This is a genomic window from Acetobacter pomorum (assembly GCF_002738225.1).
GTDB lineage: Bacteria > Pseudomonadota > Alphaproteobacteria > Acetobacterales > Acetobacteraceae > Acetobacter > Acetobacter pomorum.
Genome location: NZ_PEBQ01000063.1, coordinates 42,070 through 62,675, shown reverse-complemented (window position 1 = coordinate 62,675; position 20,606 = coordinate 42,070). Strand labels below are relative to the sequence as shown.

Genomic DNA, 20,606 nt, shown 5'->3' with positions numbered 1-20,606 from the left:
CATAATCACACATAATGGGTAGACGGTAACAACCCATGCCTCAATAATGGGGCATGGGTTGTTATCCAAAAGTTAGCCAGCTTTTTTCTCAGCAGCCTTGGCGAACAGGGCGGAAATTGCATCCTGTGCTTCGGTTTGTATGGCTTTCAGATGTGCTTCGCTCTTGAAGCTTTCTGCGTAGATTTTATAGACATTTTCCGTACCCGATGGACGGGCAGCAAACCAGCCATCTTTGGCCGAAACTTTCAGCCCACCAATGGCTGCTCCATTACCAGGGGCGTTCGTCAGGGTGCTGAGAATTGGCTCACCTGCCAGTTCGGTCATGCCGATTTGTTCAGGTGACAGATTTTTCAGAATGGTTTTTTGTTCCGGGGTGGCCGGGGCATCAATACGCGCATAATACGGAGTGCCCAGGCGTTTGGTCATGTCCTCATATGCAGCGCCGGGGGTACGTTTGGTACGAGCCGTAATCTCGGCGGCCAGTAGGCCAAGAATGATGCCGTCCTTGTCCGTGCTCCATACTGTGCCAGCACGGCGGAGGAAGGATGCGCCTGCGCTTTCTTCTCCACCAAAGCCCAATGTGCCGTGGTACAGGCCATCCACAAACCACTTGAACCCAACGGGCACTTCCACCAGTTTGCGGCCAATTTCCTTGGCTACACGGTCAATCATGCTGCTGCTGACCACTGTCTTGCCTACACCTGCGTTGGCATTCCAGTTTTCGCGGTTATTGAACAGGTATTCAATCGCGGCAGCCAGATAGTGGTTGGGGTTCATAAGCCCGTATTTGCCCGATACAATACCGTGGCGGTCGGCATCGGTATCATTGGCAAAGGCAATGTCGAATTTGTCCTTCATTCCAACCAGACGCGCCATGGCATAGGGGGATGAACAATCCATGCGGATTTTTCCATCCCAGTCAGCAGTCATGAAGCGGAAAGTCGGGTCCACTTCCTTGCTGACAATTGTGGCATTGATACCGTATTTGTCGATGATCGGCTGCCAATAATCCACCGCGGCCCCACCTAGTGGGTCGATGCCAATGGATATGCCAGAGTCACGGATAATATCCATGTCTATTACTGCGGCCAGATCATCCACATATGGGGTAATGTAATCATGGCGCTTGGTCGTGGGGGCTTTCAGCGCGTCTTCAAGGCTGACGCGCTTCACGCCTTCCATGTTTTTGGCCATATAGGTGTTGGCCGCACTTTCTATCACTTTGGTGATATCGGTATCTGCCGGGCCGCCATGAGGAGGATTGTACTTGTAGCCACCATCTTCCGGCGGGTTATGAGATGGCGTAATCACCACACCATCGGCCAGATTGCTGCTGCGGTCGCGGTTATAGGTCAGGATCGCATGTGAGATGACTGGCGTGGGAGTATAACCATCCTGCGCATCAATACGAACCTCCACACCATTGGCTGCAAATACTTCCAGTGCAGATTTTAGGGCAGGGCGTGAGAGTGCGTGGGTATCAATGCCGATGAACAGCGGCCCGGTAATGCCCGCGCCTTTGCGGTAATCAGCAATTGCCTGACTGATTGAGAGAATGTGGTTTTCATTAAAGCTGGTGCTTAGAGAAGAGCCACGATGCCCAGACGTGCCAAACGCCACACGCTGCGTTGCAATGGCAGGATCAGGCTTGCGGGTATAATAGGCATCAAGCAGGGCATCGATATTGACAAGATGGTCTGAATCAACCGGCTTTCCGGCAAATGGGCTTATGCTGGGCATTGGCTACTCCCGAAATACGATATGAAAAAACACATATTCTACAAATTTTCTTACAGCCCGATATCGGCAGCGTCCACCCGCAAACCATTTCCATGCAAAGAGAGCTTCCTGTTGGGGAATAGACAAAACTTCAAACTTCAACGGCTGGTGCACGCATAATTAAACATTATATTTAGTGGTTTGTAAAAATATCAATAAGAATCGTGTTGACTCAAAAACCACAACATGAATGTTATATTGTGGTTTAAATTAACAACTAAACAAAATAGTTATTTTGGAGCCATTTATGAGTGCATTCAGAACTCAGGCGTTTATATCTGCGGTAGATAGATCGTCTCTTGATCTTCTTTCACGCCGGTTTCTGTTTTGTTCCGCCTTGTTGATTTTGGCTTCAAGCTGGTTGGAAAAAACTGCATCGGCACGCACAAATGCAGAAACCCAGAATGTTGCAGGTGGCAAACTCAATGCACCTCATGCTGCTAAACGACCAAAAGCAACACACAGCCACAAACCCTCAACTGTGAGTGCGGTGGACTCTGTGCGCTCAGAAGCCGTAAGCGTTCATGGAACTGTGAGTACAAGCCGACGGCAAATTCTGAAACGGCAGAATGATCCTGTATCTGTGACAACAGTTACAGAAAAAGACTTACAAACACACCAGATTACCAATTTGCCGCAGGCAACAAGTCTTTTGCCTTCTGTTTCACTGCAGGTGTCCAATCCCCGTAATACGGCCATAAATATTCGTGGGTTGGGAAATTTCAGTTCTACAGCTCAGGATGGGCTGGAGAATGGCACTGCGGTGTATATTGATGGTGTGTATCAGACACGCCCCGGTGCCGTGTTAGGAGATATTGGTGATCTGACTGGAATAGAGGTGCTGAAAGGGCCTCAGGCTACCCGTGGTGGTATAGATAATGATAGCGGAACAATAAACATAACAACATTAGCACCATCATTTAAAAGGCAATACACCGTAACAGGTGATTATGGCAGCTACAATACAGCGAATGTTCGTGTAAGGGCCACTGGCGCAGTAGGGGATAGTGATAAGGTTGCCTATAGCCTTTCAGGGTTTTCCATGAACCGTGATGGATATGTTAAAAACGTTACAACTAATAAATATTACCAAGACTATCATAGTCTGGGGGCAAAAGCGCAGCTTTTGGCTAAACCTACAGAAGGGCTTACTATTCGTTTGATTGGTGATTACACCCATCTGCGGGAAAGCTGCTGCATTACCCCCATGACAACTGCCTTAAGCAATTATTCCAACGGAGAGGCAATTTCTGGAAACTATTGGGAGCGTGCCGCATATGCTGGTGCAGAGCCCGTGCCCAAACATGGTGTGCGCGATATGCTGGTAAGTGGTCCTGCAAGTGGCAGCCAGGCAGTAGATCAGGAAACATATGGTGTTTCTCTTAATGTTGGGTACCAACTTCCTAACCAGTGGAAGCTGGAAAATATTGCTTCGTGGCGTACATGGTTTTGGTATCCCCATAATGCTCTTTCTGATGGTGCGGGTAATACGCCGGGTTTGCAGCTTTGGTCTGCGGATAATAACCAAGTGTATGAGCAGAATGCCACGGAGGAACTGCGTATTTCTTCTCCAGAAAATCGCCGTTACCAAGTAACGGGTGGTGTATTTTATATGTATGAAGAAGTGCCAGATTACATCCACAATACAATTACAGCGCAGGGGGCAAAATATCTTGGTTATGGATATAGTCCGGACATTTATAACGCAGCATTAAATGGAGCAAGCCAACTTGCCCATGATAACCCTGTTACAAATGAAGTTGCAGGCTATGTGCGTGGAAAATACAAAATTACATCTCAACTGGAAGTGGAAGGTGGCTTTAGATATTCCTTTGTGAGTAAATCGGGCGGATATTCCTCCCAGATTGTTAATTCTGCCATTCCGGCTATGGCGGCTGATGTTTTTGGGGCGCCAGTTTCCTATCATGCCACGCATCGCGAACATGAGCCAAGCGGTAGTTTAAGTATCGTTTACCGTGTAAATGAAAACCATATGCTTTATGCCACGTATAGTCGTGGTGTGCGTAATGGCGGCATTAATTTGGTAAATTTGGATATTACAGAAGGTGCAAACCCAGACGTTAAACCAGAAATAAATGATATGTTTGAATTTGGGTTGAAAAATACATTTCTACACAAGCGTCTTTTTGTAAATGCAACAGCGTTTTGGAACAATGTGCATAATTACATCACAAGTGCTTCTTACTACACATCTGGTGGCACAACCATTTCTTATCTAACAAATGCCAAGCACGTTATATCCCGCGGGTTTGAGTTGGATGCGCGCGGTGTGATTATACCCGGCCTGGAAGGAAGGATTTCTGCCGCCTATACAGATGCTTTTTATGCGTCCTTTAATAATGCAACGCATCCTTTGGAATCCTCCAATATTGGTGGACTATATAGCCTGACAGGCAACCAGGTGCCGTTAAATTCAAAATGGAACCTGTCAACCGGTTTGGAATATACTGTACCAATTAAAAACATCGGTGGCACAAAAAACCCGTTTTGGAGCAAATTACTGTTTTATGTTGGGGCAGATTATAGATATCGGTCACAATATTACGCAGAACCTTCTGAATCTCGATACACACGTATTAAACCATACGGCATATTGGATGCGCATATCGGCATTCGTCCAGAATCTGGCAAATGGGATTTGAGTTTCTGGGGACATAATATGCTAGATAAGCGGTATTTTATAACCATGACGTCTTTATCTGCTGGAGCTGTATTTTATGGACAGCTCGGAGATCCTGCCATGTTCGGTGGGGAATTCACTTACAGAATGTAATGCTTAAAAGTGCGGGTTTGCCATATGTAAGCCCGTACTCTTTCCAAGGACCAGAATATGGAAAAGAGATACGTGCATAAATTACACTAATTTATATAGTTTAATTTAAAAGAAAACATAAAAAATAATCGTGATTACAAAATAATACAGTTTGACTTGGTTTATTAAAGTGCATAACCTTGAATGCAACAACGAATCTTAGTGGTGAAATATACACCGCGCAGGAGGTTCCCATGTCACTCTCTTCTCATCATCTTAATATCAGTCACATTCCTTCACCTGTTCTGCTGGGGAATGAGGTTGAACAGGTGGACGTAACACGGCTTTCACCAGCCATTGGCGCTATTGTATCTGGAGTAAATCTTGCCTATCCACTTACGTCTGAAGTGGAAATAAAACTGCGAGAACTGCTGTTAAAGCATCAGGTTCTGTTTTTCAGAAACCAGACCATAACACCTCATGAGCAACGTGCTTTTGCCCAACATTTTGGCCCGTTACATTTGCATCCCATTTACCCTACCGTTGCGGATGTGCCGGAAATTATAGTTTTGGATACAGAGCAAAATGACCTTAAGGACAACGCTCTTTGGCATACAGATGTAACGTTTAGCCAAACGCCGCCTTTGGGTGCCGTATTGGCAGCACGTCATCTTCCATCTTCCGGTGGAGATACTTTATGGGCGAGTGCAACAGCTGCATATGATGCTCTTTCAGAGGGAATGAAGCAGCGGTTGGAACATCTTACCGCCTTGCATGACTTTACACATTCCTTTCCTCTTTCTCGCTTTGGACGTACTGAAACAGAGAAACAGAAATGGTTGCGTGCGCGTGAGCAACTGCCTCCGGTAGAACATCCTGTTATCCGTGTTCACCCCGAAACAAATAAGCGGGCCATTTTTGTAAATGAAGGCTTCACCACAGAAATATGCGGCCTAGAAGCAGAAGAAAGTGCCGCTTTACTGCGTTTTTTATTTCAACACGTCAGTAAGCCAGAGTTTAGTGTGCGTTGGACATGGCAGGAAGGGGATGTTGCTTTTTGGGATAATCGCGCCACGCAGCATTATGCGGTGAATGATTATCGTCCACATCATCGTATCATGCATCGCGCAACGATTTTGGGCGATCGCCCATTTGGCCCGGCTATCACACAACAGCAAAAACATTCATAAATAAGGTAATGGTGCTGTGTCCTGGTATATAAAGAAATTCACATACAAGCAGAAATATTTTGCACGGCATGCTGCGGTAATAACAATATTTTATGCAAATGTAATAACCGTATCATGCGCATTTTCTGCAGAAATTGCGTTGCCTCAGCAAGGCTTGGATGTAGGGGATGGGGGTGTTTCCAGCTTTTATGTTTGGCAAGGCCCTTTAGATGCTGTTCCAGGAACTATTTTGCGTACAGAGCCAGTGGCGGAAGCTAACCGTTTTCCTAATGCAAAAAGCCATTACCGTATTCTTTATATTTCTACGGATAGCATTACTCATCATAAAGTTGCTGTTTCCGGTCAAGTCTGGCTCCCTAAAGGAAAACCACCCAAACAGGGATGGCCGCTTTTGCTTTGGGCTCATGGCACTGTAGGCTTGGCAGACCATTGTGCACTTTCATGGCGTATAAAGAGCACAAATTTTCCGGCTTATATTGCTAAATGGTTGCAAAGTGGCTTTGCCGTAGCATCCAGCGATTACGCAGGATTGGGCACTCCGGGGTTGCATGCCTATCTTGTGCATACAACAGAAGCCTATAATACGCTGGATATAGCGCGCGCTGTTATTGGGAAAAATTATCAGATCGACAACAAGATAATTATTGATGGTCAATCTCAAGGGGGTGGTGCAGCATTTGCCGCTGGGGCAGAAGCTGTAACATATGCGCCGGAACTGCACGTAAAAGGGATTATTGCAACGGGGCTTCCGTATTTTTCACCACACATGGTGTTAAATACCCCAACACTTCGTGCTGATACTGTGAACCCAAGTATTGCTTATATGTTTTATGTGGCGCGTGTAGCACAACAATTTGATGCAAGCTTAAAACCAGAAAGTCTTTTTACTGTACGTGCATTACCAGTTTATGCACAAACCGCACATATCTGTATAGATGATCTGATGGCCAAGGTTTCTGCCGCTGGCCTGACCGATGCCAATACACTGTTACCTGGCGCAATACAGCGTGTGCTTGCTGTGATGATGCCATATTACATCTACCCACATCTTCAATTATCTGCTCCGTTATTTGTAGGCACGGGTTTAAAGGACAAAGATGTGAACCCAGCCACACAGCAAACTTTGGTGCGCGATAGCTGTGCAGCAGGCACTGTGGTGGAAGATCATATTTATCCGCATACAGGGCATATTGAAACATGGCTGATCTCTAACCTAGATGCCCTAAAGTTTGCCAATCACCTTCTGAAAGGTGAAAAAATTGTATCCTCATGTACCTCACTCCCGACTTAAGTAAAAAGAAAAAATTCGTAAAATATATGAAATAAAAAGAGGATATATGAAATGATAAGAAAAATAATGGAATATTCTTCGCGTTATTTTTCTCTCATACTTTTAGTGGTGATATGGCAGGGTGTATGTTCAGCCGGTCTTATTTCTCCCCATGTTCTGGCTTCACCTTTTGCTGTGGTGCATACGGCGGAAACGCTTGTAAGAGATGGAACTTTACCTAAAAACCTTTTGGTTTCCTTGGTGCGGGCGGCCAGCGGTCTTTCTTTGGCTGTTATTATAGGTGTTGTTCTTGCTTTGATCTCTGGCCTGTCCCGTATGGGAGAGGAGGTTGTTGATGGCCCTATGCAGATTTTTCGTACATTGCCAGCTCTTGCGCTCGTGCCTTTATTTATCCTCTGGTTTGGTATTGGAGAAACCCCCAAGATTCTTCTGGTAGCATTTGGATCTGCTTTTCCAATTTATCTTAATTTGCACAAGGGTATTCGGGGGGTAGATGTGCGCTTGTTAGAAATGGGTAAAACGCTTGGCCTTTCGCATTCTAGGCTTGTGCGTGACATTATTCTGCCAAGTGCGCTGCCAGATTTTATAGTGGGGTTACGGTTTGCTGTAGGCATTTCATGGTTAATGTTGGTGGTGGCTGAGCAGGTTAACGCTGAAAGCGGCATTGGCCATATGATGATGGATGCAGAGGATTTTCTGAGAACAGATGTTATTCTTGTAGGGCTTGCGGTATATGGCTTTCTGGGCCTGATGTCTGATCAGATTGTTCGTTATGTAGAAAGATTTTTTCTGATCTGGTCTCTCGATAGAAATAGAGAAATATCATGAATGTCATGGCACCTGCACAAGCATTTTCCACAAAAAAAAGTGCGCCTGTTGTACAGGTGTGTGGTTTAAGCCGAAGATACGGAAAAGGGCCGGTTATTCTGGATCATCTTGATTTGGAAATAGGCGCGGGAGAATTTATTGCACTTCTTGGCCGGAGTGGCTCAGGTAAATCGACTTTACTGCGCACCTTGGCGGGGTTGGACCCGGTAACAGAAGGTACAGTAACACGCCCCAAAGAAGTTGCCGTTGTTTTTCAGGAAAGTCGCCTGCTTCCCTGGAAACGTGTTTGGCAGAATGTTTTGTTGGGTATGGGCCCAGATGCAGTGTGTGAAGTAGATGCCCATAAAGTGCTGCAAGAGGTAGGGCTTTCGCATCGTGTTGCCGCATGGCCGCTTACTCTTTCCGGGGGGGAGGCACAGCGTGCTGCTCTCGCACGGGCGTTGGTGCGTAATCCAAGTTTTCTTATGTTGGATGAGCCTTTTGCCGCTTTAGATGCCCTAACACGTATACGTATGCAGCAACTGGTTGCCCGTTTATGGGAGAAACATAAAAGTGCTGTGTTATTGGTGACGCATGACGTGGATGAAGCCTTAATGCTGGCAGACCGTGTTGTTGTGTTAGAGGCCGGTCGTATTCATACAGATATATCTGTGCCATTGGAACGGCCTCGGCGCCATGCCAATCCTGTATTTGAAGATCTTCGGCGCATTTTATTATCTGCCTTGGGTGTAACGCCAGAATAATCAAGAAAAATCACCAATTCCCCTGTTAAATATCAATAAAAGGAAAAAAAAATGCTTTCACGTCGTAAGTTTGGGAAAAGTATTTTATCTCAATTGGTGGGAATATCGCTTGTTTCTGCAATCGGCAACCGCGCATTCGCACAACAGCAGAGTGTGCGTATTGGCTACCAAAAATACGGCACACTTGCGTTATTAAAAGATCAGAAAATTTTAGAAAAATCACTGGAACCAAAAGGCATTTCTGTACAGTGGGCTTTGTTTCCTGCTGGTCCTCCTCTTTTGCAGGCTCTTATTGCCGGTGCATTGGATTTTGGAAGTGCAGGGGATCTTCCGCCTATTTTTGCTCAGACCAGTTCTCCAGGATCTATGGTATATGTTGGGCATGAAACACCGGCAGGAGCAAGTGAGGCAATTATTGTGCCTCAGTCCAGTGCGATTACCACCGTAAAAGACTTACAAGGTAAAACTATCGCGGTTACTCGTGGTTCAGATGCGCATTGGCTTTTGCTGGCGGCACTTAAAAACAATGGTTTAAGTCTTAACGATGTAAAAGTTTCTTACCTGTTGCCTGCCGCTGCACGCCCTGCATTTGAAGGTGGAAAGGTGGATGCATGGGCAATATGGGATCCATATCTTTCTGGTGTCAGCAGCCCAGTACGCGTGTTGGCGACAGGAGATGATGTTCAGGGAGGCACAGAATTTTATCTTGCTGGAAAAGCATTTTATCAAAACAATACTGAGCTTTTGCATGCCATTACACATGCCATAGCGCAATGCGATATTTGGATGGAAGCTCATAAAGCAGAAGTTGCTGCCATTCTGGCGCGGAGTACTGGGCTGGAGTTGGAGGTGGTGGAGCGCTCCATTGCCAAAATACATTATGGGTATCACCCCATAACAAACCCTGTTTTAGCCAGCCAACAATATATTGCGGATACATTTGCAGCAGCAGGTCTATTACCCTCAGCTCCGAATGTGCGGGAGGCAGCGCCTGAAATTTGAGAGCGATATATTGTTGTTAAAACAAATAATTTTATTGATCTGAGCAGGGTTATGAAAGAAGGTTCAGCATGACCAGATGCAAGAAATGTGACACCGAATTTCCATGCCAGCCAGATGGTGCCTGTTGGTGCATGGAAAAGCCCCGTGGTTTACCTGTTCCAACAGATGATTACGCAGGTTGCCTTTGCCCCAATTGTTTGGAGGGGGTAAGTAAAGAATACGCAGATAGAAATAAAGCGGAGCTATCCTGCAATGGCTAGAAGGCTTTCAATATCCAGCCTACTTTCCATGGTTGCTGCTAATGTTTCAAGCGCCTGATCTACGCGTAATGCGTAATCCATTCCATCAGAACGGGTTCCCCATCTTTTTAGCCATGCTGCCCGTTGTGCGGTCACATCAAATAGACGATGTATGTAACAGCCTGCAATGCGCCCGTCAGGACTGATCGCACCATCTAACGTTCCATCCTGGCGTTTTATGAGAGGAAGGGAAGGGGAATGGTCGGGAATTGTTTCGCCGCAATGGATTTCATAGCCCGTGAAGGGCGCATTATCGGCAAGCGTTGTTCCTGAAGTATTATGGACCTGTTTGTCATGCCTCAGAATGGTGTTGATCGGGAGTAAGCCTAATCCTTGTACAGTGGTTGGAATCCCTTCCACGCCATCTGGATCTTCTATGGTGTGGCCTAGCATCTGGTAGCCGCCACAAATACCAAATACAAATCCACCTCGTCTGATGTGCGCAGCCAAATCAATATCCCATCCCTGTTGTCTGAAAAATTGTAAATCGGCAATTGTTGCCTTGCTACCGGGGAGAAACACGACACGTGCTGTTGCAGGAAGAGGCTGACCGGGTCTGACACGTGTTATTTTCAGACATGTTTCGCTCTCCAGCGCATCAAGGTCATCAAAATTGGCAATACGCGGCATAAGAGGTACAGCGATTTCAAGGGATGATGAGGTATTTTCTATATCATGGGGAATGCTATCTTCGGATGGGAGCTTACGGACATCATCAATCCAAGGCAGGATACCCAAACCTTTCCAGCCGGTGAATGTTTCTATGAATTCATAACCAGACTGGAAAATACTGGCGTTGCCTCGCAAACGGTTAATGATGAAACCTTTAATAAGATCACGATCTTCTGGAGCAAGCACGGCATAAGTGCCTGCAAGTGCGGCTATAACGCCGCCACGATCAATGTCGCCTATCATAATAACAGGCACATTGGCAGCTTGGGCAAAGCCCATATTGGCTATATCGCCTTGGCGCAAATTAATTTCTGCCGGGCTGCCTGCTCCTTCAACAATGACAATATCAGATTGGGCACGCAATGTTTCAAAGGCTGCAAGCACATCAGGCAGAAACGCTACACGGCCATTAACGAAGTTGGCTGCATGCAGATGGCCTTTAACCTGCCCGCGTACAATAACCTGTGCCAGACAATCACTTTCAGGTTTCAGAAGGACAGGGTTCATCAAGGTTGAAGGCGCAACACGGCAGGCCTGTGCCTGAAGCGCCTGTGCCCTGCCAATTTCACCTCCATCTTTTGTTACGGCGGCATTGTTTGACATGTTTTGAGGTTTGAACGGATTTGTCTTTAGCCCCCGATTGGCAAATACTCTACATAGGCCTGCTGTCAGAATAGATTTACCAACATTAGACCCCGTGCCCTGTAACATAATTGCTGGCATGAAATGATCTGCACTCCATTCGGTTTGCACTTCAATCGTGTCATGCCATCATAATGTTTTGCAGCACGGGGCATGTACTGCGGCTTGTTCTGTGATGTTTTCTCCCTGATTTCAAGGGGAAATATGAAGATCAGTTTCTCTTTGCAATTATAGGGTTTAACTGGTGATACATCTTAGTGTTGTGCGGGCCGTACGGCGACAACCTCAATTTCAATCAACCAGCCGGGGTTAGCTAGCTGCGCAACCGCAAAAGCGGAGCGAACAGGCAGGTTGGGTTGTGTTTTGGTGCCAAAAAATTTTGTGTAACCTTTCATCATTCCGGCAAAATCCAGTTTTTGGGTTTGAGAATCTGCCACCATAAAAATGTGCATCTGCACAATGTCACCCATGGTTAGCCCCATACCCTTAAGCGTTTCTTCTATTCGTTTCAGAGAGCCTTCAGTCTGTGTAGCCATGTCACCATAGGCTTCCAGGCTTTTTGCAGGTGCCTGCGGGTTGATGACGGGTGCTCCCATACCGCTTAGGTAGATGGTGGAATATCCGGCTGGCACTTCAATTGCTGATGCAATGGGAAATTTGGCCTCATTATGCCTTACAATATCATTTTGGGCATATGCCGGACCAAATGATCCAATTGTGGCAAGCAGCGCTGAAACTCCAAAAACTTTGGAAATATGCATAATCTTATTGCTCCTCGGCTGTCAGATGCGGGCGCATGAGCGCCACTTCTGATGGATTGAGTTTATCTGTGTAAGTATTGCCAAAATGTGTGCGAATATAATCCACCACATCTGCAATCTGTTTGTCATTTAACAAACCAGCAAACCACGGCATGGCACCATAGCCTTTAAGGATAACCGTGGCGGGGTAGCTGGCAACCTGCAAACGCGGATTATGGGCCAATGCGGGAATTTGTGCGCCAGCGCCAACTGCACCCTGTCCATCTGCCATATGGCAACTCTGGCAGATATGCCGATAAATGGCTTCACCCGATGGGAGGTCTTCCATTTTTCCTGATATAGCGCTTGCACTGTCTGCATGTGCCCAGCCAACAGGTACAAGAACACCCATAAGTGCTGCAAAAAGGAGGAATTTACGCATCAGGCAGCTCCCAGTGCTCGTTGGTGCAAACGGGTGACAGCATCCAGCGCGGAAAGAATGGCCCCTTCCTGCCAGCATCCTACGTAAGATGCGTGTTCCCCGGCCAGCACGATCCTCTGATCAATGGAGCACAATGTTTTGTAATGGGTTTTCCGTGCTTCCTCGCTCCACATGGAACAGCACCCCAATGTCCAGGGCACGCGGCTCCATGCAAAACTGACACCGTTCAGAAATTCCTTGCGATATTGCGGGTGAAAAGCCAAGCCTTGCTTTATCCCTTCCTCCAGCCGTTCCTGCGGTGTCATGCCAGCAAAATCATACGCGGCAGGGCCAAACATGTATCCGCCTAACAGCACTGCTGGGCCTTTGGAAAAAATACCGTGGCTGGGGTAGGAAACCTGGCTGATGGGTTGATCGGTAAAGCTGATGCCGCCATAAATCTGATCATCTTCTTCCCAAAAACGACGCTTGAATTCCAGACCAAGTTTAACCGAAGAGGCATAGGGCACAGCGCCTATAGCGGCCTTCATACCGTCACTGACCTGCACATCCAGTTGAGACAGAATGGAAAGAGGAATGGTGCACACACAATAATCGGCTTTGGCCTGCCGAACAGCGCCACCGTGCTGCATGTCATTATACGTTACGGTAACACCTGCATTATCTTGATGAATGGCTGTTACCTTGCAGTTAAGTTGCAGCAGATCCCGGATCTGTTTTGTAAAGGCCTTGCCGATATTGTCCATTCCGCCAACAGGCTGGAACATAGTTGTTTGCATATCCAGCCGTTCATGAAACGCCATCCAGTTCCATAGGCCAGATTTCCAAATTTCATTTCTATTCATCAGCTCAGATGGCACTGGTGCACCATTCAAACCACCACCCTGTGCTTTTTCAAATCCACGGCGGAGGGAGCTGATATTGCCTTTGATATAGGCCAGTTCTGGCGTAAGGGCGCCCCAGCCGCGCATGGCATCTTTAAGATGAGCCACTTCATCGGGGCTAACCAGATCATCCAGTTTGTGCTGATTGACGGCTTTGGCCAGAAGTTCTGCCGTAAATCCATTAAAATCGGCTGCCAGTTCCCGATAGCGTATGGCTTTGCCACCAAAGGATCCGGTTGAGTGGAGCCAGCTATTATGGTTGAGTTCAATAAACGGTTCGAGTTGTACGCCAAATGCGCGGCAGTAATGTAAAAGCCCTTGATGATGATAGGGAATACGCCAAGGTCCTGGGTTAATATAGTTGCCAGGAGCAAAGCCAACTTTTTGTGTTGCCCCCCCGAGTTCCGTAACCGTATCTCCCCCACGTAGGCTGATATTGCGTCCACCACTACGTGATTGAAACTCAATGATTTTTACAATGTATCCAGCTTTTCGTAGTTCATAGGCGCTAAGCATGCCTGCAAGACCAGCCCCCAGAACCAGAACCGATGTACCCTTCTTCGCTCCGGACAGTTTGGGTGGGCCGGAAAAATCTGTTCCCATGGCATGGCCCATACTGGTCATGGCCTGATAAAGTGCGGCACTTCCTGCCACCATGCCAATACGACTTAAAAGCTGCCGTCGTGTTTGTGAACGGGCGTGTGATGAACTTGCCATTGAGTATCCCTATTTTTTACTCATGGTCCCGTACAAAAAGAACCAGTAAAAATGCAGAACATTCAAAACAGAATGTTCTGCACAGTTTATTTTAGAAATCTGCGTTCAGGCGGCCATAGTAATAGGCCCCGGTGATGGGCACCTGCAGAGAGAACTGGTCATATGGCTGTGCCCCGCGAGAGTTGTTGATTTGCGCAACCATGCGTGGTCTGACGTTGGCAATGTTGTTGACGCCAACAGCCATGTGCCAGTTTTTGTTAAAGCGATAACCAATTTCAATATCAGTCATCCAACGTGGCGTGTTCTTGAACTGGTTGAAGCACACATTGGAGTAGGCCAGATTTCCACCCCCTGCGCAGGGCGTATTCTGGTTTTGCCAGTCATAATAGGTCAGCATGGAGGTTGTTTCACCATACCGGGTTTCACGCACGTTAAAGTCCCAGTTCTGGTAATGGTAGAACGCGTTTAGAATAATTTTGCTACGTGGATAGGCCGTGGTGATATAGGCAATATTCTGGGCATTCAGCAAAGAGTTGCCATTTGCATCCATTGCATTGTGGTGCAGGCGCGTGCGGTTGAGGTCTATTGCCACGCTCAGAGCGAGAGTGCCCGCTTTGCGGAAACGGAAAGTATAGTCAGCCTTGATGTCCAACCCTTGTGTGCGCGTGCTGGCGCCATTGGTCATGAAGTATGCAGACACGTTATCTGCAATCAGGCCATTGGAAGGCAGGAGGTAACCGAGTTGTTCGATGGCTGAAATGGCCGAAGCGCCCTTAACTGTGCCGCCACCAACAATACGGTCACGCAGATTGATCTGGTAGACATCCGCTTCAACATGCAAACCATTAACCGGTTCAACAACAATGCCGCCGCTGGCGCTGACGGAACGTTCCGGCTTGAGTTTGCTGGCGCCAAGAGTACGGGCTGCTTCGGAATCAACCGGTAACAGACCAGAGGCACCGTTAGGGTCCACGTTCATAGCAGAATAATGTTGTTCGGGCAGGGTAGGGGCGCGAAAGCCGGTGCTGATGGTGCCTCGCAGGCCAATACGCCGTGTTACATCGTATCGGGTAGAAACCTTGCCGTTTTCGGTATTTCCAACATCTGTATAGTGTTCGAAACGACCAGCAAAATCCAGATCCCAGTTTTTAAGTGGGTGGAAGTCCCCATCCACATAAGCGGCCCATATATCACGGCTCCAGCTCCCTGCGCTTTGCGGGCCAATACCGGCATATCCCTGTGTGCCACCAAGAATATAGGAGGCTGCATTCCCTGCTGTCAGGTCATACGTTTCCAATCGGTGTTCACCACCGAATGCCAGCAGCATGGGAACTTTTTGCGCAATATTAAAGTGCCGACGGAAATCCAGGTTATTGGTCCACTGCGCCAATCTGTATGTTTCGGCACGGACTGTTGTGGGGGTCCAGCCACAACCAAGGGATGAATAGCTGGCAGATGTTGGATCTAAAGAGCAATCGGAGGACAGCATACCGGTATTGGCTGTATTTTTATTGCCAATTTTCGTTTCATCTGCACCGTAGGTGGTGCTCAGATCCCAGTCAAAACCAAAAAAGTTATCGCCTTTAAGGCCAATGGTTGCGGCGTAGTCATCTTCCCGAATGGTTTCAAGCGGAGAAAAACCATATGGATAATAGCTGGGGGCAATTGTTGGAATACGGTAGTTTTCGTAAGCTTCGCCATAGCGGTGCGCGTAGGTAATCAAACCATAAAAGTCGATGCCATCGGTAATTTTCTTGCCAAAATCAATCGCAAGGTTTTCTCGCGTTTCTTCTGGCGTACTCATGATCTTGTTGGAATCCAATGGCACATTCATGGCATTAGGTACCAAGCCATTGTAGTAACCTGTGGTTGTGGCACCATCAGGCCAAGATCCTAGAAGACGGTGATCTTTTGTTTTGACAACGTAATGATCTGTGTGTGTGATTTGCCCGGATATGTGAATGTATCCATCCGGCCCCAGTTTCAGGCCACCATCTGCATTCAATTGGTATTGCCAGCCATCACCATTATAGGCGTTGGCGCCCGTTTGGGCAGACATATGCAAACCATGATCTTCTTTTTTTGTAATGATGTTCACAACACCAGCAATGGCGTCTGAACCGTACATGGCGGCTGCGCCATCTTCCAATACTTCAATATGGTCAATGGCATTTGCCGGAATCATGTTCAGATCAACGCCGGTGGAACCAAACTGTGGCCCGGCATCGGCAACAATATTTGCTGTAGAGTGGCGGCGTTTGCCATCAACCAGCACGAGCACTTCGTTCGGGTTAAGCCCACGCATCTGAATGGAGGAGGTAAGAGCAGCACTGTCTGCTGCCATAGCCTGCACGTTAATGGAAGCGTAGGTGCGAACCAGTGAATCTGCCAGATTGACTTGACCAGAACGGCGCAACGTTGCTGCGGATACGACAGTGACGGGCGATGTGCTCTGTCGTGCCTTGCGGTTTGTTGAATGGGTGCCGGTTGAAACGTTTACGGTTTCTACATCCGAAGCATACAGGGCTTTGGTTGTATCCTTTTTATGGCCAGCAGATACAGTAGGCGCCGCTGTGCTTTGAGCGGAAGATTTTCCAGTTACGTGACCGGAACGTTCATGTGAAATCTTGCGGTGTGTGGTGGTTGTTTCCGTTGTTTCTGCAACAGCAAATGAAGGCAAAACGGTGCAGAGTGTGGTGGCAAGAAGGGAAAAGCGGCGGGCTAATCGCATGTTTCATGTCCCACTTGTAAAGCGTTATTGCTTTGTTAGCCGTAAACCATTCCGGTAAGGGAACGACATAAAAAACATGCCTATTGTGTATATTTTGCATGACGTTGCGAAATTGCAACATTTGCATTAAGGTCAAATGCCATCAGTTGAAAAAAGCCCGTAGCGCGTATCCCCTGTTATAACGAGTAGGGTAACGCAGAATGACCATTACTGCTTAAAGTTCCAAAAGACCTTAGGTTTTTTACAACCTTATTTTGGTGCAGGAGATTGGTCAGAAGAGGCAGTGTTTTAATAGTCGGTCAGCCAAACGAATTGTACAGGTTTGTCAGCCTAAAATCTGTTTGAAATACATTATTTTGTGTTTTGGAAACATTTTTGAATATGTTGGCAAAAAAGAAGATAAAAGTGATTGAAGTAAATTATATAGTAAAAAATAAAATAAAATAATCACATACCATATTTTTATTTATATTTAAATGTAATAATGAGATATTAATATAATATTAAGTTCTTTTTATTTCGATACGATAATAAATAAAATAAGAATAATAACTATACGTTTATTAAATATAATAAATAATTTAATGGAGGTTTTGATGTGTATCAAAGTTATGCGGTGTTATTTCAAGATAATTATGACACGAGAGTAAGAGATGCTAGTTCTCGCATTAAAACTATCAGCCTAGAAGATAACAGGTTGAAAGAAAGGTAGAACCATGGGCACGACATCAGAAAATTCCAAACCTCTTGATGGTATTAAAGTCATTGATTTTGGAGGGGTGCAGTCTGTTCCTTCAGCGGCGCAGCTGTTGGCATGGTACGGTGCTGATGTGATCAAGATTGAGCGTGTTGGGGTGGGCGATATTACGCGTAACCAGCTGCGGGATATTCCGGATGCAGATGCGCTATATTTTACAATGCTCAATTGTAACAAGCGTTCCGTTGAACTGAACACCAAGACACCGGAAGGCAAGGCTGTATTTGAAAAATGCATCAAATGGGCTGATATTCTTCTTGAAAATTTTCGCCCCGGTGCAATGGAGCGCATGGGTTTTACCTGGTAATATTTGCAGCAGCTTAACCCGCGCCTGATTTACGGCACCGTTAAGGGGTTCGGTGAAAACTCCCCATGGGCTGGTGTGAGCGCTTATGAAAATGTTGCGCAATGCGCGGGTGGGGCAACATCCACAACGGGTTACTGGAATGGCGCGCCACTGGTGGATGGTCAGGCCCCCGGCAACAATAACGGGCCACTGGTGAGTGCCGCAGCACTTGGTGATAGCAATACCGGCAACCATTTGCTGATTGGCGTTCTGGCAGCACTGTTTGGGCGCGAACGGACCGGCAAGGGGCAGAAAATCAGTGTTTCCATGCAGGATGCCGTGCTCAATCTCTGTCGCGTCAAGCTGCGTGATCAGCAAAGACTGGAACGTGTAGGGTATCTGGAAGAATATCCGCAGTATCCGAACGGAAAGTTTGGCGATACGGTGCCGCGTGGCGGCAATGCTGGCGGTGGTGGTCAGCCCGGCTGGATTTTGAAGTGCAAAGGCTGGGAAACCGACGATAACGCCTATATTTACTGCACGGTGCAGGAGCAGGACTGGGGCCCGACCTGCGAAGCCATTGGTAAGCCGGAATGGGCAACAGACCCCAAATACAATACGGCCAAAGCGCGCGAAACGCATATGTTTGAAATTTTTGCCGCGATTGAAAAAGCAATTGCAGACAAAACAAAATATGAAGCAGTTGCGCATCTGGCCAAATATCGTGTGCCTTGTTCTCCCGTGCTGTCCATGAAGGAAATTGCCGAAGCGCCGGACCTGCGGGAATCTGGCACGATTGTTGAAGTGCAGCAGCCCAAGCGTGGCACTTTCCTGACAATCAACCCCATTAAATTCAGCGGCTTCACGCCCGAAATCAAGGCCGCGCCCTTGCTTGGGCAGCATACGGATGAAGTGCTGGCGGAACTGGGTTATTCGGCCGAAGAAATTAAAAGCCTGCGCGATAAGAAAATTACCTGCGCCTGAGACAGCAGTTGCGAAAATTGACTGCATCTTGAGAGACTAAGTTTACCAGAAAGAACACCCTGCACGGTTTTCCCATTGCATCCCGTGCAGGGTTGGAGAGAGTATTATGACTGACCAGACAGCGCCGAGCACTCTGACGGATGGTTTCCATCTTGTTATTGAAGCCCTCAAGCTCAACAACATTTCCACAATGTTCGGTGTTGTTGGTATTCCCATTACGGATCTGGCGCGCCTGAGCCAGGCTGAAGGCATGCGCTTTATTAGTTTTCGGCATGAGCAGCCGGCGGGTTATGCCGCGGCCATTACCGGGTATCTTACAAAAACACCCGGTGTGTGCCTGACAACATCTGCGCCGGGTTTTCTAAATGGTCTGGTGGCGGCAGCAAATGCCAATACAAACGGCTTCCCCATGATTTTGATCAGTGGCTCTAGCAATCGTGCCATTGTTGATCTGCAACAGGGGGATTACGAAGAGCTGGACCAGATGAATGCGGCCAAGCCCTTTGTAAAAGCTGCTTACCGCATTGATCGTCCGGAAGATATTGGCACAGGTGTTGCTCGCGCTATCCGTACGGCAGTATCTGGCCGGCCCGGTGTTGTCTATCTTGATCTGCCCGCAGCTGTGCTCAGTGCAACAGTAGATGCGCAGGTTGGTCAGGCGTCTTTGATTAAGGTTGTGGATGCCGCAGCGCCACAACGTCCGACCGATGAAGCCATTGAGCGTGCCGTCAGCCTACTAGCCACGGCAAAGCATCCGCTCATTCTGCTGGGCAAAGGCGCTGCTTATGCACAGGCAGATTCCGCCATCCGTGATCTGATTGAAAAGACCGGTATTCCATTCCTGCCAATGTCCATGGCAAAGGGGCTTTTGCCTGACGGACATCCGTTGTCCGCAGCATCTGCGCGGTCTTTGGCGCTTGCTCAGGCTGACGTGGTGCTGCTGATCGGCGCGCGGCTGAACTGGATGCTGGCACATGGCAAGGCACCACAGTGGTCTCCCACGGCAAAATTTATTCAGATTGAAGCCAACCCAAGTGAGTTTGACAGTAACAGACCCATTTCTGCGCCAGTGCCTGGCGATATTGGAGAGGCCGTAAAGGCTCTGAATGCCGCTGTGGCCAGCAAGGGTGTAAAGGCAGATCCGGCTTGGCTTGCGGAACTGAACGCAAAACGTGAGCAGAATGTTGCCAAGATGACCGCGCGTCTGGAAAAGGTGACAGACCCGATGAACTTCTTCACGGCGTTGAATGTCATCAAGGGTGTTCTGGAAGGTCGTGATTATTATCTGGTCAATGAAGGGGCAAACACACTGGATGTGACGCGTAATGTCATTGACATGAAGTTGCCCCGCCGCCGCCTTGATCCAGGAAGCTGGGGCACAATGGGGGTTGGGCTTGGTTATGCCATTGGTGCGGCTGTAACCACAGGCAAGCCTATTGTGGCGATTGAAGGGGATAGCGCCTTTGGCTTTAGCGGCATGGAAATGGAGACAATCTGCCGTTACAAGCTGCCTGTTGTTGTTATTGTGTTCAATAATGGCGGAATTTACCGTGGGGATGATGTAAACCGCGGAAACGGCACAGATCCGGGTGTGACCCGATTGGATGCTTCTGCGCATTATGAAAAAATTATCGAGGCCTTTGGTGGCGCAGGTTACGATGCGCAAAAGCCGGAAGATCTGAAGCAGGCTCTGGAAACGGCTCTGGCATCTGGCAAGCCGGCCATGATCAACTGTGTTATTGACCCGCATGTAGGAACAGAAAGCGGGCATCTAAGCAAGCTTAACCCCCAAAGCGCTGTTAAGGCCCCCGCAGCCCCATCTGCTGCAAAAGCCGGAAAATAAGGG

At 47.6% G+C, this 20,606-nt stretch carries 13 protein-coding genes and 1 pseudogene; 8 read left to right on the top strand and 6 right to left on the bottom strand.

Annotated features, from left to right (window positions below; translation table 11 throughout):
* Window positions 1–72: 72 nt before the first annotated feature.
* Window positions 73–1,740 carry a phosphoglucomutase (alpha-D-glucose-1,6-bisphosphate-dependent) gene (gene pgm, locus CSR02_RS04425; RefSeq protein WP_099540709.1) on the bottom strand — a complete coding sequence of 556 codons (1,668 nt, stop codon included), beginning with the start codon at window positions 1,738–1,740 and terminating at the stop codon, window positions 73–75.
* A 286-nt stretch (window positions 1,741–2,026) separates the two neighbouring features.
* On the opposite strand from pgm, the gene CSR02_RS04420 reads away from it, so the two are divergent.
* The 6 genes from CSR02_RS04420 (at window position 2,027) to CSR02_RS04395 (ending at window position 9,606) form a co-directional block, all read left to right on the top strand.
* Window positions 2,027–4,573 carry a TonB-dependent receptor gene (locus CSR02_RS04420; RefSeq protein WP_099540708.1) on the top strand — a complete coding sequence of 849 codons (2,547 nt, stop codon included), beginning with the start codon at window positions 2,027–2,029 and terminating at the stop codon, window positions 4,571–4,573.
* Between the two features lie 233 nt (window positions 4,574–4,806).
* Entirely contained in the window at window positions 4,807–5,742 is a 936-nt protein-coding gene (gene tauD, locus CSR02_RS04415) for a taurine dioxygenase (RefSeq protein ID WP_099540707.1), read from the top strand.
* Between the two features lie 16 nt (window positions 5,743–5,758).
* A complete protein-coding gene (locus tag CSR02_RS04410; protein ID WP_099540706.1) occupies window positions 5,759–7,033 on the top strand; it encodes a lipase family protein in 1,275 nt (424 codons plus the stop codon).
* A gap of 51 nt (window positions 7,034–7,084) precedes the next feature.
* Window positions 7,085–7,861 (top strand): ABC transporter permease, encoded by a 777-nt coding sequence (locus CSR02_RS04405; protein ID WP_095045849.1) that lies wholly within the window; start codon window positions 7,085–7,087, stop codon window positions 7,859–7,861.
* A complete protein-coding gene (locus tag CSR02_RS04400; RefSeq protein ID WP_099540705.1) occupies window positions 7,858–8,604 on the top strand; it encodes an ABC transporter ATP-binding protein in 747 nt (248 codons plus the stop codon). Before CSR02_RS04405 ends, CSR02_RS04400 begins: the two co-directional genes overlap by 4 nt.
* Window positions 8,605–8,655: 51 nt before the next feature.
* Complete coding sequence (locus CSR02_RS04395) at window positions 8,656–9,606, top strand: aliphatic sulfonate ABC transporter substrate-binding protein (protein WP_099540704.1); 951 nt, start codon at window positions 8,656–8,658, stop codon at window positions 9,604–9,606.
* 242 nt (window positions 9,607–9,848) lie between these two features.
* On the opposite strand, the gene CSR02_RS04385 is transcribed toward CSR02_RS04395, so the two are convergent.
* From CSR02_RS04385 to CSR02_RS04365, 5 genes are all read right to left on the bottom strand, one after another.
* On the bottom strand, window positions 9,849–11,300 hold the full coding sequence (locus CSR02_RS04385; protein WP_099540719.1) for a cobyric acid synthase: 1,452 nt from the start codon (window positions 11,298–11,300) through the stop codon (window positions 9,849–9,851).
* 173 nt (window positions 11,301–11,473) lie between these two features.
* Complete coding sequence (locus CSR02_RS04380; protein WP_099540702.1) at window positions 11,474–11,980, bottom strand: RidA family protein; 507 nt, start codon at window positions 11,978–11,980, stop codon at window positions 11,474–11,476.
* 4 nt (window positions 11,981–11,984) lie between these two features.
* The gene (locus tag CSR02_RS04375; protein ID WP_099540701.1) at window positions 11,985–12,401 is read right to left on the bottom strand and encodes a c-type cytochrome; all 417 of its coding nucleotides are present in this window, start codon (window positions 12,399–12,401) and stop codon (window positions 11,985–11,987) included.
* Window positions 12,401–14,002 (bottom strand): flavin monoamine oxidase family protein, encoded by a 1,602-nt coding sequence (locus CSR02_RS04370; RefSeq protein WP_099540700.1) that lies wholly within the window; start codon window positions 14,000–14,002, stop codon window positions 12,401–12,403. Before CSR02_RS04370 ends, CSR02_RS04375 begins: the two co-directional genes overlap by 1 nt.
* 91 nt (window positions 14,003–14,093) lie before the next feature.
* Complete coding sequence (locus CSR02_RS04365; RefSeq protein ID WP_099540699.1) at window positions 14,094–16,733, bottom strand: TonB-dependent receptor plug domain-containing protein; 2,640 nt, start codon at window positions 16,731–16,733, stop codon at window positions 14,094–14,096.
* A 716-nt stretch (window positions 16,734–17,449) separates the two neighbouring features.
* Between CSR02_RS04365 and frc the strand changes: the two are divergent.
* Both frc and oxc read left to right on the top strand, forming a co-directional pair.
* Window positions 17,450–18,760: pseudogene (gene frc / locus CSR02_RS04360) on the top strand (formyl-CoA transferase).
* A gap of 106 nt (window positions 18,761–18,866) precedes the next feature.
* A complete protein-coding gene (gene oxc / locus CSR02_RS04355) occupies window positions 18,867–20,603 on the top strand; it encodes an oxalyl-CoA decarboxylase (RefSeq protein ID WP_099540698.1) in 1,737 nt (578 codons plus the stop codon).
* Window positions 20,604–20,606 lie beyond the last annotated feature (3 nt).